The sequence below is a fragment of the Streptomyces sp. NPDC058195 genome (assembly GCF_042883525.1).
Classification (GTDB): domain Bacteria; phylum Actinomycetota; class Actinomycetes; order Streptomycetales; family Streptomycetaceae; genus Streptomyces.
The window spans coordinates 193014-209337 of record NZ_JBHVVM010000007.1 but is presented as its reverse complement, the minus strand read 5'-3'; the positions used below and the strand labels follow the sequence as shown (position 1 = coordinate 209337).

Below are 16324 nucleotides of genomic sequence, written 5' to 3'. Positions count from 1 at the left end.
CCCACTCTGACCGAGTGGTGTTGCCTGATCACGAACACCCTGTGACCGATGGGTTACATGCGAATCTGATCCCTTTCAGGTTGTTTTCGGCCATTGGTTCCAGGCGTGGAACGATCCTCACCCGCGTGGGGCGCCCGCCTTCCACGCCACCGCCAGCCGCTTCGCCTGGCGGACCAGCTGAGAGGCTCCGCCGCGTGCGGCGGTCTCCGCGAGCCCGGGTATCTCCTCGGCCGCCGTCGCACCGCAGTGTTCGACGCACTCGGCGGCCACGGCGAGCAGGTCACCCGCCCCGCGCGGAGCCTTCTCGTGCGCCAGCACCCCGGGCAGCACCCCGGTCAGTACGCGGAGCACCGTCCGGTACGCCCCGGTGACGGCGGCGGTGCGAACGGAGTCGGCGAGGCGGGTGGGCTTGGTCAGCCCGCAGTCGAGCAGGGCCGCCACCTGCTCCCCGAGCAGTACCGGGTCGAGCCTCCGCTGGGTGGCGAGGATCAGCAGGGCGTCCACCGCGGCCAGCCGCTCTTCGGGATGCCGGGCACCCAGCCCGTACGCCACCGTCAGATGAAGGGCCTCACCCGCGGGGCCGTCGAGCTCGGCGAGCAGGGTGAGCGGCTGGACGGCGTCCCGTATCTCCTCGACCACGTTGTTCGCCGTGTTCGGCAGCAGCCAGGCGGCCAGGGTCTCGGCATCCTCCGGAAGGGTGGCGGTCCAGTGCTCCGGGTGCTCGCGCCAGTGGTAGCACGGGTGATGCGCCGGGATCTGCGGCCGCCCGAGCCAGTGGAAGGAACGCGGGAAGACCTCCTCGATGAACGGGCTCTCCTTGGTGGCCATCAGGATCCGGCGCGATCGCTCGACCGTCTGCCCACGCCGGGTCTTCTTCTCCAGATCGAAGCGGTACACCTCCGCGAGTGGCCGGTCGGCCCGCAGCCAGGCGGCCAGCCGGTCGCCCTCGGGCATCTCCAACCGCTCGGCCGCCGCCGCGACGTCGTGCTGCTCACGGCGCCGTACGCGCAGCATGGCCTGGGCGAAGTCGGCCTCGCCGGGCCGGAACCCGAGCCGCTGGTACTCCCGCAGCCGCTCGACCAGCACGGCGGCGTCGAGTGAACCGGTGTGCCAGGTGGGGACCGCCAGCAGGAAGGGGAGGCCGCCGGTCAGCGCCGCGTCGGCGGCCTCCCACACCCTGGCTCGCAGAATTCCCTGGAACGCGGCGTGGGCACAGGTCCCCGTACCGGTCCAGGAAGCACGCTCCTGCGCCACGACCTGTGGCGAGAGGCGTCCGAGCAGGGTGGCCAGGACCGGCTCGATCCCGTCCGCCGAGCGGAGCTGCTGCAGCGTCCAGTCCCGTGGCTCGCTCCGCCACGATTCCTCGTTCATCCACCACTCGCCCGCCAGCGCGTCGCGCAACGCGCAGGTCAGCCCCGGCCGGTCGGCATTGGCGTGGCGCACCAGGCCGTCCAGCGCGCGTTCGAAGACCGACACGTCCGGCGCGGACGAGCGCACCAGAACCACCACGTCCTCGACCAGTTCGGGAAGCGTCGCGGGTGCCGGGCCGAGGCGCCGGGCGACGGGCGCGGGGGGCAGCACCTCCTCGTACGGCTCCACGTCCCGCTGTCCGGCCGCCGGAGCGCCGAACACCTCGGCCACCAGCGCGCGGTGCGCCGGGCCGAGCAGCGAGGCCGACAGGGCGAGCTCCTCCCGCACCGCGGGTCCGGCGGCGGACAGATGACGGCCCACGAGCTTGAGCGCCCGCTCCTGGACGTCGATGTCCTCGTGCTCGAAAGCACTGGCCACCACGGGCAGCAGCTCGCCGGCCGCCGACGGATCACGGCGCAGCACCTTGCCGAGCAGTACGAGCTGGGAGCGGACCAGCTTCTTCTCGGTGCGGAACAGCACGGCCGCCGAGACCTCCGCCAGCGTCCGCACCGAGAGCTCACCGCGCTCGTCCAGCCGGCCGAGTACCTGCTGGGCGTGAGCTGCCACGGTGGACATGGCGTCCGAGGCCATCCCGATCCAGTCCGCGGCCCGTTCTGCCTCTTCCTGCCCGGTCAGCGCGAGGAGCCGCAGCACACCGAGGAAGAAGCGCTGATCACCGGGCTTTCCGCCACGCAGCAGCCGGGTCACGCAGCCGTCGACGAGCACCTGGCGCTCCAGCAGGCCCTCTTGGGGGAGCGTGGCCAAGGTGGCGTCCCAGCGGCCCGGGTCGTCCGTCTCGTAGGCCCAGAGCATCTGCGGCGGCAGCTCCTGCACATCGAAGATCCGCGGCAGCAGCTGTGAGGCGAACGGGTCGGCGCGGAGCACGTCGATGAGCGGCCTCCTCTTCTGCCGCCGCCACTGGAACGAGGAGACCGACTCGAGCCAGCCCCGTACGAACCCCTCCGTCGTGGGCACCGGGCACTGCGACTTCAGCACCAGCCGGTGGATCAGGTCGTAGGTCATCTCCGCCGTCGCCGGCCGGGCCGCCAGCCGGTGCGCGACATCGCCGAGCCACGCCGGGTCACGGTCCGCCAGGGCCGCGACGACCAAGGGGAAGGGGGCGCGGTCCCACACCAGGTCCCGGCCGCTGATCCAGGTGGCGCACGCCGCTGCCCCGGTGTGACAGCCCGCACCGGCCACCAGCAGCGGCTTGATGAGCGTGCGCTGCTTGTCCCACTCCCAGCCCCGCTTCTCCTTGCGGAGGGCCTTCAGCTCGACCAGAGCGGCCCGGCGCTCCGCCTGGTCCATCCGGGCCAGCAGACCCGGCAGCTCATGCGTGCGCGACTCCCGCACGGCCGTCATCAACTCGCTCATCGCGCCCCCCCGGCGACGAGCGCCCCGCGCCGGACCATGCGGACGGCCAGCGCGTGCTTGCACGGGCCACGCCGTCCCCGGTGGTCCGCCCACCACTTGCAGGTACAACTCAGCACGCCGTCCTTCTCCCTCACCTGGTACCGATGGTCGCCCGAGGTCACGGCCGCCATGTCCGTGCCGAGTGCGACCGCGCCCGATCCGGCCAGTTGCCGGGCCGCCACCAGGCGCGGATTATGACGCTCGGCCCGGTCCGCGTCGTACGGCAGCTCGCGGTGGAAGTACGCCGCGTCCGCGAGGTCGTAGCCGACCCGGCCCGCTGTGCCGAGCCGGGTCAGCGCCGCCCTGACCCGTTCCACCGTGAGACCGGACTGGGCCGCCAGATCCGCGGGGTCGATCCGGGGCTCCCAGGCCAGCAGCACCGAGACCAGCTCGGCGTCGGCCGCCGCGTCGTCGGTGGCCAGCGCGTCCAGAACCCCGCCCTCGCCCGAGAAGCCGCGCGCGGCATCCGGCGAGAGCGTCAGCGTGAGGCGCATGCCCGGAAGCACGACTTCCCAGGCACTCGCGGTCGCGGCCCCGTCGCCGACCGGCCCGTACACCCGCAGGGAGGTGGCGTGGCGCAGCACCCGCTGCAGCGCGACCAGCCGTTCGGGCCCCGGCAGGCAGACGGCCCCCGCCACCGGCCGGGTCGTCGGCCGGAGTGTCTTCCCGGCGGGCACCACCCACCGGGCGCCGCGCGAGGCATTGCCCGACGAACGCGGCAGCGAGCGGAGGAACCGCACCGCCTCGGCGGCCGGCAGTTCGGCCCGCAGATCGAATCCGGCCGATGCCACCTGCGCCTCCGCGAAGCCGCGCAGCCACCGGTCGGGCAGCGGCACCTTCTTCTCCATGACCGGGCCGTCCAGCGTGGTCACGGCCATTTCCTCCGGGCCCACCCGCAGATGCAGCGGATCGTCCCCCGATATCCGCGACAGCGCGTCCCGCAGCGGATTGTTGACATCCACGTTGGTGGTGCCGTGGTCCGTCCGCCCGCCGTCCAGCCCCTCCTGGAGCACATCGAGGCGCGCGTACACCCCGCAGCAGCCGGAGAACGACTCGAAGCGCAGACGGTCGCCGTTGCCCGTCACGACCGGGTCGAGCGACGAGGGAAGGGTGCGCTGGTAGTACCGCGTGGACGCCACGTCCGCCACGGCGAGCAGACCCCGGGCCGCGATCGCCGGAGAGGTGAGGAAGCCGGAGAAGAACCGGGGATGGGGCTCCGCGCCCCACGGCGTGAGCCCACCGGCAGTCTCCAGACCGAGGAGCGGCCCGGCCTGCGAGGAATGCAGCGCGGACGGGCGTGCGTAGGCCAATGCCTGAACGGATCGGGTCATGGGAAAACGGTAGGACCCACCACTGACAATCGGCCCCCGGACGGTGTGCGGGGGCCGGTCAGCGGTGGGCGGATCACTGCCCGACGTGCCCCGGCCGCAGCACCTTGGTGAACAGCACGGAACCGCCCTGGGCCCGCAGCCGCACGGTCAGCTCACCGCTGTCGCCGTCGATGTCGACCTCGCCGAAGTACTGAGGCGCCTCCATCGGCGACACGTTCGCCCGATCGGGCGCGCGCAGGAAGACGCGGTCAGGGCCGAAGGTCGCGTCAAGGGCGTTCGCCTGGAACTGGCCTGCCGCCAGCGGACCCGAGACGAACTCCCAGAACGGCGCGAAGTCCTTGAACGCCGCCCGCTCCGGCGCGTAGTGCTGGGCGGACGTGTAGTGCACATCGGCGGTCAGCCAGAGCGTGCCGGTGATCCGCCGGTGCTTGATGAACCGCAGCAGTTCCGCGATCTGCAGCTCACGGCCGAGCGGCTTCCCCGGATCGCCCTGCGCCACCGCCTCGAAGTCCGTGGCACCGTCCGTGACCACCAGGCCCAGCGGCATGTCGGCGGCGATCACCTTCCACACCGCACGGGACCGGGACAGCTCGTGCCTGAGCCAGGCGAGCTGCTCAGCACCGAGGATGCCCGTCGTGTCGTCGGGCTGCCGGCCGGGGGAGTTGGCGTTGCGGAAGGACCGCATGTCGAGGACGAACACATCGAGCAGCGGGCCGTGCCGGACCACCCGGTGCATCCGCCCCTCCCCGGACCGGGAACGCGGCGTCGGCACCGGGAAGTACTCGCGAAACGCCCGCATCGAGCGGGCCGCCAGCACGTCCACGTTCTTCTCCGTGTACCGGGCGTCGTCAAGGATCTGCCCGGGGTACCAGTTGTTGCGCACCTCGTGGTCGTCCCACTGGACGATCGAGGGCACCTGGGCGTTGAACGCACGGAGATTGTGGTCGAGCAGGTTGTAACGGAAGTTACCGCGGTACTCGCCAAGGGTCTCGGCGACCTTCGCCTTCTCCTCAGTGGTGACATTGCGCCAGATCCGCCCGTCGGGCAGCGTCACGCTCGGCTCGATCACCCCGTCCGCGTAGATGGTGTCACCGCTGCACAGGAAGAAGTCCGGGTCGAGGCGGCGCATCTCGTCGTACACCGCGTAGCCGCCGATGTCCGGATTGATACCCCAGCCCTGCCCCGCGATGTCGCCGGACCACAGGAAGCGCACCCCGTCGCGACGCCGGGCGGGCGCCGTCCGGAAGGTCCCGTGCACCGGCTTCCCGGTGCGGCGGGGGTCATGGGGATCGGCGAGGGTCACCCGGTAGTGCACCTGCTCGCCCGGCGGCAGCCCGTACAGCGGTGTCGTCCCGGTGAAGTCGGAGCCGGGGCCGACGAGCGGCCCGTGCCAGGTGCGGGCCCGCCGGAACGACTCCGTCGCAGACGTCTCCACGGTCATCCGGGCCGGGCGGTCCGACCGCACCCAGACCAGCGCGGACGAGGAGGTGACATCGCCCACCTGCACACCCCACTGCGCGCACGGTCGGCCGGACAGCGCGAAGGCGGGAGCGGCGGCGCCCACCGCGGGGAGCGTGAGCGCGGCCGGTACGGCGAGCGAACCGCGCAGCACACTGCGGCGGGCGGGGATCGGGGAGGGGGGACGGTTCGGCATCGAGGCGCCTCCGGGGCAGCGGTCAGCGGAGCGGACGGGTGGCTCGTCGGACGCTCCCACCCTCGTGCCCTGCGGCGGCGTGCGCGCCAACCTCAGATGAACACCCGGCACCGCCGAGAATCGGCCAGCAGCCGCACCCCCGTCTCGATCTCGTGCGGAGCCAGGTGGGCGTAGCCGAGGACCAGACGGACGGCCCCGTCCTCGTGTGTCACGCCGCCACAGGCACTGAGCGGCCGCAGGGCGATTCCGGCCCCGGCCGCGCGCGCCAGGAAGACCGGCTCGGGACCGTACCGTTCGGGCAGCTCGGCGATGGCGTGGAGGCCGGCGGCGATTCCGCTCACCTCGGTGCCGGGGAAGTGTTCCGTCAGCGCCGACGTGAGGGTGTCCCGGCGCTCGCGGTAGGCGCGCTGACAGCGGCGCAGCTGCCGGTCGTAGCCTCCCCGGACGATGAGATCGGCGAGGACCGCCTGGTCGACGGCCGGATTGCCCAGGTCCATCGTGCGTTTGCGGGCGATGATCTCCTCAGTCATCGCCGCGGGCGCCAGGAGCCAGCCCAGGCGCAGTCCGGGGGCCAGTGACTTGCTGACGGAACCGGTGTAGGCGACGTGTTCCGGATCGAGCCCCTGGAGCGCTCCGACGGCTGCCCGGTCGTAGCGGAAGTCACCGTCGTAGTCGTCCTCGACGATCAGCCCGTCCACCTCGCGGGCCCAGTCCAGAAGCCGGTTGCGACGCCGTGCGGAGTAGGCGATTCCGGTGGGGAACTGGTGCGCGGGCGTGGTGACGACCGCGCGTACGCCCGAGCGTACGAGGGGTTCGGCCGCGAGGCCCTCGGCGTCGAGCGGCAGACCGACCGCAGTGATCCCCGCCGACGCGAACAGCTCGCAGTGCTCGGGACTTCCGGGAGCCTCCACCCCGACGGCCCCCATGCCCCGCCCGTGCAGCGCGAAGCCCAGCAGCGTCATCGCCTGTGCCACTCCGGAGCACACCACCAGGCGTTCCGGATCGGCGGCCACCCCGCGACGCCGGGACAGCAGCGCGGCCAGGGCGTCCCGCAGAGCCGGCAGTCCGCGGGGATCGGGGTAGCCGAGCGAGGCGTGCGGCAGCCGCGCGAGCACCGAGCGGTGCGCGGCGGCCCAGGCGGTGCGCGGGAACAGCGACAGATCGGGCGTGCCGGGCCGGAAGTCCACGCGTACGCCCGGGGCGCGCGGAGCCCTGTCGCGGGCCCCGAGGGCCGGAGCCCGGACCGATTCGCTCACCCACGTGCCCGCACCGCGTCCGCTGCGCAGATAGCCCTCGGCCGTGAGCTGCTCGTACGCCTCGGTGACCAGCCCTCGCGACACCCGCAGATCGGCGGCGAGCGCCCGGCTCGACGGCAGCCTGGTGCCCGGAACGAGACGGCCGGAGCGCACGGCCTCCCGCAGGGCCGACTGCAGCGCACGGCCCCGGCGACGGGCGGGTGCCTCGGCGGCGGGGAGCAGCAACTCCCAGGCGGCGGAACCGAAGCCGCCGTTCCGCGCGCTGTCCGCCCGCGCGCCGTCCATCGGCGGGCCGGTCGCCGGATTGGTCCCCGAAGACGTCATGGAAGTGGACCTTAACCCGGTCCGCCTGGCTGCCTAGCGTCGGTCCCATGAACGTCAACTCGCTGCGCGGGGCGCTCCTCGCGGCCTTCGCCTGCGTCCTCGTGGGCGCCTCCTTCACCGCCAACAGTGTCCTGGGCGACTATCCGTACGCGGGCGGCCAGGCGTTGCGCTACGGTCTGGCGGCACTCCTGCTCGTACCGGTTCTGGTCCGCGACGGCCGGTCCCGGCCGCTCGCCGCGCTGCGGACCCTCACTCCGCGTCAATGGGGGCGGCTCGCGCTGCTGTCGGCGGTCGGCATGGTGGGCTTCAACCTGGCGGTGCTCGGCGCGGAACGATCGGCGGAACCGGCCGTTCCCGGGGTGTTCGTCGGGTGTGCGCCGATCGTCGTGGCCGTGCTCGTACCGCTCGTGGACGGCCGCAGGCCCACCCGCACGGTGCTGTTCGCGGCCGGACTGGTCGCCTCGGGGGCGTTCACCGTCCAGGGGTGGGGCCGCACAGACCTGGCGGGCATCCTCTGCTCTGCGGGCGCCCTGGCGGGCGAGGTGGGCTTCGCCGTTCTGGCGGCGCCGGTGCTCCGCCCGCTCGGGCCGGCACTGCTCTCTGCCGTCGTGTGCGGTGTCGCGGCCGTCGAATCGGTGGGGCTCGGCGTGGTCCTGGACGGCGGCGGCGTGCTGCGGACACCCACCGGGGCCGAGGCGGTCGCGCTGCTCTGGCAGGCAGGCGTGGTCACCGTCGTCGGATTCGTCTGCTGGTACATGGGCATGCAGCGCATCGGCACCGAGCGGGCCACCCTCTTCTCCGGTCTGATCCCGGTCTCCGCCGCCCTCACCGCACCGCTCGTCGGCGCCGGTTCCTACGGACTGGCCCAGGCCTGCGGCAGCCTGCTCGTCGGGCTCGGCGTCGCCCTGGGATCAGGAGCCCTGGCCCGGCGCGCGACGCCACGCGGTCCGGATACGGCGACCGGCGTGAACTCAGCGGCTGGTGTCGAGGATGACCCGGGCCACCAGAGCCGGATCGTCGTTCATCGGCACATGACCGCAGCCGGGCAGACGGACCAGCCGGGCGTCGGGGATGGTGTGCTTGGCCCTGATTCCCTGCCGCCTCAGCAGTATCCGGTCCCGGCTGCCCCAGGCCACGGTCACGGGTAGCCCCGGCACGTCGTGGGTGAAAGCGGCGTTCCGCCCGGCGGCGAGCGTCTGGTCGAATCCGGCGGCCTGCCGCAGCGCGCAGGTCTCCGCGACGACGGCCTCGGGTGAACGACGGCCGGGCCGGGCGTAGATGCTGCTGGTCAGCACGGTGCGTCCAGCCCTGCTGCGCGAGAGACGGCCGATCAGCGCAGGCGGCATGGCCCGCGCGGCCCGCCGCATGGCCCGCAGCGTGCCGAACGCCAGGCGCCGCTCGCTCTCGGTCCAGAACCCGCCGGGCGACAGCGCGGTCACCGACCGCACCAGTTCCTGCCGCCCGAGCTCCAGGGCCAGCAGACCGCCCAGTGAATTGCCCGCCACATGCGGCCGCTCCAGGCCCATCTCCGCGCAGAACGCGTCGAGCACCGCGACCACGGTCGGCAGGTTGTACGTCAGCCCTTCGGGAAGCTCCGGTGACGTGCCGAAGCCAGGCAGGTCGACAGCTATGACATCGCGCTCCGCGGAGAGCGCGGACAGTACCGGGGACCAGGCCTGATGGTGGTGGCCGATGCCGTGGAGCAGAAGCAGCGGCTCGCCCGTACCGGTCCGCTCGTATGCCACGGAGACGGTCCGGGGCCCATGAGGCGATTCGACGCTGAACGAGACCGTGCTGACCATGCTGGGCTCCCGGGGTGATCCGGCATGAACGGGCCATGCCTGAGGGCGGCTTAGACGTCTCGTCAACAACAATTACCGTCGAGTAGCCCACAGTTCAAGGGGGTGTCCGGCCCGCGCTGGACAGGGTGGGGTGCGTGGGCTGGGATGGGGGAGTGACAGCCGAGACCGCAGCCGATGTCTTCGAGAGCCACCGCCCCGTCCTCACCGGCGTCGCGTACCGCATGCTGGGCCGGATCACCGATGCTGAGGACGTGGTGCAGGAGGCCTGGCTCCGCTGGTCCGCCGCGCCGCGCGAGGACGTCCGCGAACCGCGCGCCTTCCTCGTGACGATCGTCACCCGCCTCGCCGTCGACCGGCTCAGGCAGGTGCGGTCGCGGCGCGAGGCGTACGTCGGGCCATGGCTGCCGGAGCCGGTCGTCACCGACTTCGGGCCCGCCGTGCCCGACACCGCGGAACGGGCCGTGCTGGCCGACTCCGTATCGGTTGCCGTGCTCGTCGTCCTGGAGTCCCTGTCGCCCCTGGAGCGGGCCGTCTTCGTGCTGCGCGAGGCGTTCGGCTTCCCGTACGCGGAGATCGCCCTGGCTCTCGACCGGAGCGAGGGTGCCGTGCGTCAGCTGGCCGGGCGCGCGCGACGCCACGTGGAGGAGCGCAAGCCGCGCTACGACGTCGACCCGGCCCAGTGCCGTGACCTCACCGAACGGTTCCTCGCCGCGGCGGCGGGCGGGGACATCGAGGAACTGCTGACGCTGCTCGCGCCCGATGTGCGGCTCGTCGGGGACGGCGGTGGGAAGTCCAAAGCTCCGCTGCGGATCATCGACAGCGCCGACAAGGTCGGCCGCTTCCTCCTCGCGGTCACCCGTGAACAGGCCGGGCGTCTGGAATCCCGGATCCTGGAGCTCAACGGAAGTCCCGCTCTGCTGGTGTTCGTGGGCGGCGAGGTCGACTCGGTCGTACACCTGGGCATCAGGAGCGGAGTCGTGCACTGCGTGTATATCGTGCGCAACCCTGACAAGCTCATGCACGTCGCCACCCTTCCGCGGTCATAGCCCCTCGCGTCGCCACGTTCGAAGCCCCATGTCCTGCCGGTCGTGGGGCTTTGTGCTGCGCGCGCCTCACGGCATCACGAACGTCCTGTGAACGCTCTGCGGCAGAGCTTCGTTCCGCTGCGTGACCGACGGAGGATTGGTCTTGACCAAGGGTGTGTACCGTCCTATGGTCTCACCGTTAAGACAGGAACCTTTAATAAATAACGTCGCGGAATAGCCGCTGGGCGATTGCGGAGGACAGGGTGGGGACCACGCAGCTGGAATCGGTGCAGGAGCCGAAGTACTGGCACCTCAAGACCGTGCTCAGTGACGCACTCGACTCGGACTTTGCGGTGGGTGAGATCCTGCCCAACGAGCGCGAGCTCGCCGCCCGCTTCGGAGTCGCGCGGGCCACGCTCCGGCAGGCTCTGGAGCAGCTCGAACTCGAAGGAAGGCTCCAGCGCCGCCGCGGCGTCGGTACGACTGTCGCCCCGCCGCGCGTCGGCGTGGCCGTATCCACGGCGCAGCGGGACTGGACCGGCGACGGTGCGGCGGAGGCTTGGCAGGCGGTCGACGCCACAATGGCCCCTGCCCCGCTCCCGGTCGCGTCCGTGCTCGAAGTGGACGCCGATGAGCCGCTGCACGTCGTACGCCGGATCCGGTCGACCCACGGCCAGACGGTCGCGGCGGAATTCCTCTACGTTCCGTCGGCCTCCGTGCCCGAACTCTCCGCGATCGACGCACCGTCCGGGCCCGCCCGCGCCCGCGCCGTCCTGCGCGAGCTGCACCGTCTCGGTCTCGACGGGCAGGACCGCTCCGTCGAACTGGGCTCGGCACGGGCGGAGGACGCCAAGGAGCTCGACCGGCTTCCCGGCGCTCCCGTACTGGTCGTCACCACCCGCTACCTGGTGGCGGGCGGGACCGCCGCGCTCTCCGTCGCCACGTACCGGGCCGACACCTGCCGGCTCACCTTCGGCGACGCGGGCGACGTGGAGATCAGCCACCCCGGCCCGGAGCGCCAGGCCTCCTGACCCGAACCGGGTGGCCCGCCCACACTGTACGGCCCGTCGCGCTCAGCGGCGGGCCGTCACCGTTCCCTCCACCGCGAACAACTGCTCCTCCACATGGTCGAGGGCCAGCCGCAGCGCACCGGTGGCCACCGCAGCCTCACCGAGCAGCGACAGCGTGACCCGCGGAGGCCGGAGGCAGTAGCGGGCCAGCTCGCTTCGGAGCGGGTCGAGCAGGTCGTCGAGGCCGGTGGCCCAGCCGCCCACCACGACGAGCTCGGGGTCCAGCGCCAGGACCAACGCCGCGACATCGTGCACCAGGCGCTGGATGAACCGCTCGACCGCGGCCTGCGCCCGGACATCGCCCTGCCGGGCCTGCGCGAACACATGGGCCACGGCCGGCTCGTCCAGCGGGTCCAATGGGGTATCCGTCGTGGACAGCAGCCGTTCCGGAGTCGCCTCCCGTCCGAGCAGATGCAGCGCTCCGATCTCGCCCGCCGCGCCGCCGAAGCCGCGGTGCAGCCGCCCGCCGATCAGAGATCCGGCCCCCGGGCTCAGCCCCGCCAGAACGAACACGATGTCGTCGGACTCGGTGGCCGCTCCCTTCCAGTGCTCCGCGACCGCCGCCGCATTGGCGTCGTTCTCCACCAGAACGGGGCAGCGGAAGGAACGCCTCAGCCGCTCTCCCAGTGCCAGCCCCGTCCAGCCCGGCAGCGCTGTGCCCAGCCGCACCGTCCCGTCCGCCTCCACGATGCCGGGGCTCCCGACCCCCACCGCGCGCAGACTGCTCCGCGCGACCCCGGTCCGCCGCAGAACGTCGGCCACCACGGCTCTGACCTTGTCGAGCCGGTCGTCGGCGGACGCGGTCTCCGACACCTCACGGGCACCCGCGCCGATGATCCGGCCGTCCAGCCCCGAGAGCAGCGCGGAGACGCGGTGGGGGCCGATCTCGATGCCGAGCAGATGTCCGGCCTCGGCACGGAACCGGAACCGGCGCGCAGGCCGTCCCTGGCGTCGGGTCTCGCCCCCGTCAGGTGCCGACTCAACGACCAGCCCGGCCTCGAAGAGCCCCTCCATGACCCCCTCGACCGTCGGCCGGGACAGGCCGGTGATCCTGGTCAGGTCCGTCAGAGTGGGGGAGTCCGCACCGCGCAGCGCGTGCAGCACCACTGCGGAATTGATGCGTCGCAACAGTGACGGATCCCCGCCGGTCAGCCGGCCCACGGTGTGTCCTCCCAGCTCAAGCGCATGTCAGGCGGATGGTACTCGCTGGCCGGCCGCCGGGCGACCACAGGATGCGACGGGTTCCGAGCGGGTTGCCTCAGCCCGGGGCGACGAACCCGGATTCGTACGCCGCGATCACTGCCTGGGTGCGGTCCCTCGCCCCCAACTTGGCCAGTACGGAGCTGACATGGGTCTTCACGGTCTGAACGCCGACCACGAGCTTGGCGGCGATCTCCGCGTTCGACAGACCACGGGCCATGAGCCGGAGGACCGCGGACTCCCGCTCGGTGAGAGCCGCCCGCTCCAAGGCGGCGCGCGCCTTGCCGGTCCCGTATGCGGCGGCGAGCTGCCTGACCGCCGCCGGAAAGAGCAGGGACTCGCCCTCGGCGACCAGACGCACCGCATTCACGATCTCGGTCGGCCGGGCCCTCTTGATGAGGAAACCGTCAGCACCGGCACGCAACGCCTCGTAGACATACTCGTCGTTCTCGAACGTCGTCACCACGAGGATCTTCGGCGGATCTGGAACCGTGCGCAGCACCACGCGCGTGGCCTCGATCCCGTCCATCAACGGCATCCTGACATCCATGGCCACCACGTCGGGACGCAGCTGACGCAGCAGCGGGATCACGGCGGCGCCGTCACCGGCCTCGCCCACGACCTCGATATCGGGCTGAGCATCGAGAATTGCCCGCAACCCCGCACGGACGAGAGGTTCGTCGTCTACCAGAAGTACGCTGACCGCCATTGGCACAGACTAGGGGGTAGCGAGTCGCCCGGGACGTGTCCCCCGGCCACGATCCGCCGACGCCCCGCCGAGGAGTCCGTTCTCCGGGCGGGTGCTGGGAGTTACAGAGCGATCCGCAGCCCGTTCAGCGGCAGGACCGCCTGCACCCGCCATTCCCCCTCGTACGGGCCGGTTGTGGCTCTTCCGCCGAGCAATGCCGCCCGCTCCCGGATGCCACGCAGCCCGCTCCCACCGCCCAGGTCGGCAGAGGTGTCCGTGAGCGGATTCGTGACCTCCAGCTCCAGACGCCCCTCGGCGACGGCGATCCGCACACGGACAGGGACCGACCCCGCATGTCTCAGCACATTGGTGAGGGACTCCTGGAGGATCCGGTACCCCTCGCGGGAGATCGCGCCCGGAACCTGTCCCAGCGGACCCGACATGTCCGCGTCGATCTTCGCCCCCGAGCCGCGCGCGGAGTCCAGGAGCCGGTCCGCCTCCACGAGCGTCGGACGCTGCCCCACCGGTGCCTCCGACTCGCGCAGTACCCGCAGAACCCGCTCCAGATCATCGAGCGCATCCCGGCCGGTCTCCTCGATGGCTGCGAGGGCGCGCTCGGTGAACACGGGATCCCCTGCCGCACGAGCCGCACCGGCCTGCACGACTGCCACCGTCAGCGCGTGGCCGATCGAGTCGTGCAGCTCACGGGCGATGCGATTACGTTCCAGCAACTGCTCGGTGCGCTCCTCCAGAGCCGTCAGACGCTGTACCGGTGAGGGCCCGAGGAGCCACCGGGCAGTGGCGGTGACCAGGCGGCCGGTCGTCACGATGAGGGGGAGCAGCACCAGGAGGGGCACCGGTGCGAGCAGGCCGAACCACCAGTGCGGTTCCCATCCGCGGATCAGCCAGTCATCGCTCGGGGCTCTCCCGAAGGCAGTGAGAACCAGATCCGTCGCGCTCGCCGGTAGCCACACTGTGGCGTACCAGATCGGAGCGGCGAATATCAGACGCATCTCCAGCCACAGCACGGTTCGCCAGCGGTCGGCCCATGAGCCCGCCGACGCCGCGGAGATGGAAGGATCGGCTCTTCCGCGATCGTCCGGCGCGAGCAGCAGCTGTGCCTGCACTCCTTCCGCGAGCCGCATCCCAGGCAGCAGGCCCACCGGCACGGCGAAGAGCATGGGCATCCACGGCGAATCCGGCGAGATGAAGACCCACACGCTGTAGCCCGCACCCGGAATGAGCAGATGAAGCCATCGGGTGTAGGTGACAGACCTGGCGAGCGGTTGCAGGAGGCGGGACATGTGGCCATCGTGCCAGCCCGGCAGGCCACGGTGGCTCCCCCATGAGAGGGAGAAGAACCCCACTGGCGGGTGAGGCGGACCCCCCGGCGCCGACGCGAGGCTGAGGACATGACCAGCATCGACGTCCAAGCACTCACCAAGCTGTACGGAACGACGCGCGCCGTGGACAACCTCACGTTCAGCGTGCGTCCGGGACGCGTCACCGGATTCCTGGGCCCCAACGGCGCAGGCAAGTCCACCACCATGCGACTCGTTCTGGGCCTCGACCGGCCCACCGGTGGTAGCGCCACGATCGGCGGGCAGTTCTATGCCCAGCTCGGTGAACCGCTGCGCCGGGTGGGCGCACTGCTGGATGCCCAGGCCGCCCACGGATCGCGGACCGCGCGGAACCACCTGCTGGCACTCGCGGTCAGCAACGGCATCGCTGTGCGAAGAGTGGAGGAAGTCCTTGAGGAGGCCGGGCTCAGCCGGGTCGGCGGTGCTCGCATCAAAACCTTCTCGCTCGGCATGCGGCAGCGGCTGGGCATAGCGGCTGCCCTGCTGGGAGACCCGGAGGTGGTGATGCTGGACGAGCCGTCGAACGGCCTCGATCCGGAAGGCATCATCTGGATCCGTGAGCTGATGAAGCGGCTCGCCCGCGAAGGGCGCACGGTCCTGGTCTCCAGCCATCTGATGAACGAGACTTCCTCGTTTGCCGACCACCTGGTGATCCTCGGCCGGGGGAGGCTCCTTGCTGACGTGCCGATGCAGGAGTTCCTGGACTCCCGCAGCAGCCCCAGGGCCCGGGTGCGTACGACCGAGCCCACGCGGCTGTGCGACCTGCTGACCCGCAAGGGCTACGCCCCGGCGCAGGGCGACGACGGCCGCTGGACCATCGAGGGGGCGAAGGCGGGGGAGATAGGCGCGATCGCCGCCGCCGCAGGCATTCCGGTCCTGGAACTCACCGACGAGCAGGCCACATTGGAGCAGGCCTACCTCGACCTCACCGCCAACGACGCGGAATTCGCGTCAGCGTCGACCCCATCCACTCACCACCAGGAGGCCTGACCATGTCGACTACCGCAGTGCTGCGTTCCGAATGGATCAAGATGAGATCGCTCCGCTCCGCGGCGGGATCGCTGATAGCCGTCCTGGCCGTGACACTCGCCGTCACGTTGCTCGTCTTCCCGACCGTCGGCCAGGCCGAGGCGGACAACGCCGACGCGGATCCGGTCTTCGGTGCCTTCTACGCACTGAACTTCGGCCAGCTCGCCGCCATCAGTTTTGGCGCGACCGCGCTGTCCTGCGAATTCGTCAACAGTGCCCTGCGGATATCGCTCGCCGCCGTCCCGCGCAGAACCCTCTTCTACACCGCGAAAATCGCGGTCGTCGCGGGGGCGGCCGTCGTCGTCGGCCTGGTCACGAGCTTCAGCACGTTTCTGGTGGGCCAGCTGTTCATGGGCGAGTACACGATCGGCCTGGGAGATCCGGGCGCTCTGCGGGCGGCGTTCGGCGGAGGGATCTACCTCGCGCTGATGGCACTCTTCGCGGCCGGTCTGACCGCACTGCTGCGCAGCGCCGTGGCTGTACTCAGTCTGCTCATCCCGTTCGTGCTCATCGTCCCGTTCGTGATCGGCGATGTCGCGGCCGGTGTCGCGGACTATCTGCCGGACCGCGCGGGGCAGGTGGTGCTTCATCAGAGTCCGCAGGGAAGTCTCGGGCCGTGGGGCGGCCTCGCGGTGACAGCGGCCTGGGCGCTGGCCGCCCTGCTCGCTGGCTGGTGGTCGGTACGGCGCAGGGACGCGTAGCCAACTGCCACGGTGCGCCGTGTCACACAACGGCGGTGCGGCGCAGGGGCGTATAGCCCG

Annotated in this window: 12 protein-coding genes and 1 pseudogene; 5 read left to right on the top strand and 8 right to left on the bottom strand. The window is 71.5% G+C overall.

From position 1 onward, the window contains the following. Positions 1-117: 117 nt before the first annotated feature. From ACFVWY_RS11890 to ACFVWY_RS11875, 4 genes are all read right to left on the bottom strand, one after another. The gene (locus ACFVWY_RS11890; RefSeq protein ID WP_389870149.1) at positions 118-2784 is read right to left on the bottom strand and encodes a DUF6493 family protein; all 2667 of its coding nucleotides are present in this window, start codon (positions 2782-2784) and stop codon (positions 118-120) included. Continuing rightward, on the bottom strand, positions 2781-4154 hold the full coding sequence (locus ACFVWY_RS11885; RefSeq protein ID WP_389870146.1) for an SWIM zinc finger family protein: 1374 nt from the start codon (positions 4152-4154) through the stop codon (positions 2781-2783). The genes ACFVWY_RS11890 and ACFVWY_RS11885 overlap by 4 nt, the downstream gene beginning before the upstream one ends. Positions 4155-4227: 73 nt before the next feature. After that, on the bottom strand, positions 4228-5808 hold the full coding sequence (locus ACFVWY_RS11880; RefSeq protein ID WP_389870144.1) for an alkaline phosphatase D family protein: 1581 nt from the start codon (positions 5806-5808) through the stop codon (positions 4228-4230). A gap of 92 nt (positions 5809-5900) precedes the next feature. After that, complete coding sequence (locus tag ACFVWY_RS11875) at positions 5901-7388, bottom strand: PLP-dependent aminotransferase family protein (RefSeq protein WP_389870141.1); 1488 nt, start codon at positions 7386-7388, stop codon at positions 5901-5903. 47 nt (positions 7389-7435) lie between these two features. Between ACFVWY_RS11875 and ACFVWY_RS11870 the strand changes: the two are divergent. Then, a pseudogene (locus ACFVWY_RS11870) lies at positions 7436-8284 on the top strand (DMT family transporter); the annotation flags it as partial. A 75-nt stretch (positions 8285-8359) separates the two neighbouring features. On the opposite strand, the gene ACFVWY_RS11865 reads toward ACFVWY_RS11870, so the two are convergent. Further along, the gene (locus tag ACFVWY_RS11865) at positions 8360-9190 is read right to left on the bottom strand and encodes an alpha/beta fold hydrolase (RefSeq protein WP_389870138.1); all 831 of its coding nucleotides are present in this window, start codon (positions 9188-9190) and stop codon (positions 8360-8362) included. Positions 9191-9342: 152 nt separating this feature from the next. Here ACFVWY_RS11865 and sigJ point away from each other — a divergent pair, with 152 nt between their 5' ends. Further along, complete coding sequence (sigJ, locus tag ACFVWY_RS11860) at positions 9343-10236, top strand: RNA polymerase sigma factor SigJ (protein WP_389870135.1); 894 nt, start codon at positions 9343-9345, stop codon at positions 10234-10236. Between the two features lie 242 nt (positions 10237-10478). Beyond that, positions 10479-11246, top strand: coding sequence for a GntR family transcriptional regulator (locus tag ACFVWY_RS11855; RefSeq protein WP_389870133.1), 768 nt, complete (start codon positions 10479-10481; stop codon positions 11244-11246). Between the two features lie 42 nt (positions 11247-11288). Here the strand turns inward: ACFVWY_RS11855 and ACFVWY_RS11850 are convergent, their stop codons facing one another. From ACFVWY_RS11850 to ACFVWY_RS11840, 3 genes are all read right to left on the bottom strand, one after another. After that, a complete protein-coding gene (locus ACFVWY_RS11850; RefSeq protein WP_389870131.1) occupies positions 11289-12446 on the bottom strand; it encodes an ROK family protein in 1158 nt (385 codons plus the stop codon). Between the two features lie 97 nt (positions 12447-12543). Continuing rightward, entirely contained in the window at positions 12544-13194 is a 651-nt protein-coding gene (locus ACFVWY_RS11845; protein WP_389870128.1) for a response regulator, read from the bottom strand. 101 nt (positions 13195-13295) lie between these two features. Then, positions 13296-14477 carry a sensor histidine kinase gene (locus ACFVWY_RS11840; protein ID WP_389870126.1) on the bottom strand — a complete coding sequence of 394 codons (1182 nt, stop codon included), beginning with the start codon at positions 14475-14477 and terminating at the stop codon, positions 13296-13298. A 108-nt stretch (positions 14478-14585) separates the two neighbouring features. Here ACFVWY_RS11840 and ACFVWY_RS11835 point away from each other — a divergent pair, with 108 nt between their 5' ends. Next, positions 14586-15524, top strand: coding sequence for an ABC transporter ATP-binding protein (locus ACFVWY_RS11835; RefSeq protein WP_389870123.1), 939 nt, complete (start codon positions 14586-14588; stop codon positions 15522-15524). A gap of 2 nt (positions 15525-15526) precedes the next feature. Further along, positions 15527-16264: an ABC transporter permease gene (locus ACFVWY_RS11830; protein WP_389870121.1), complete on the top strand. Its 738-nt coding sequence runs from the start codon at positions 15527-15529 to the stop codon at positions 16262-16264. Positions 16265-16324: the final 60 nt, after the last annotated feature.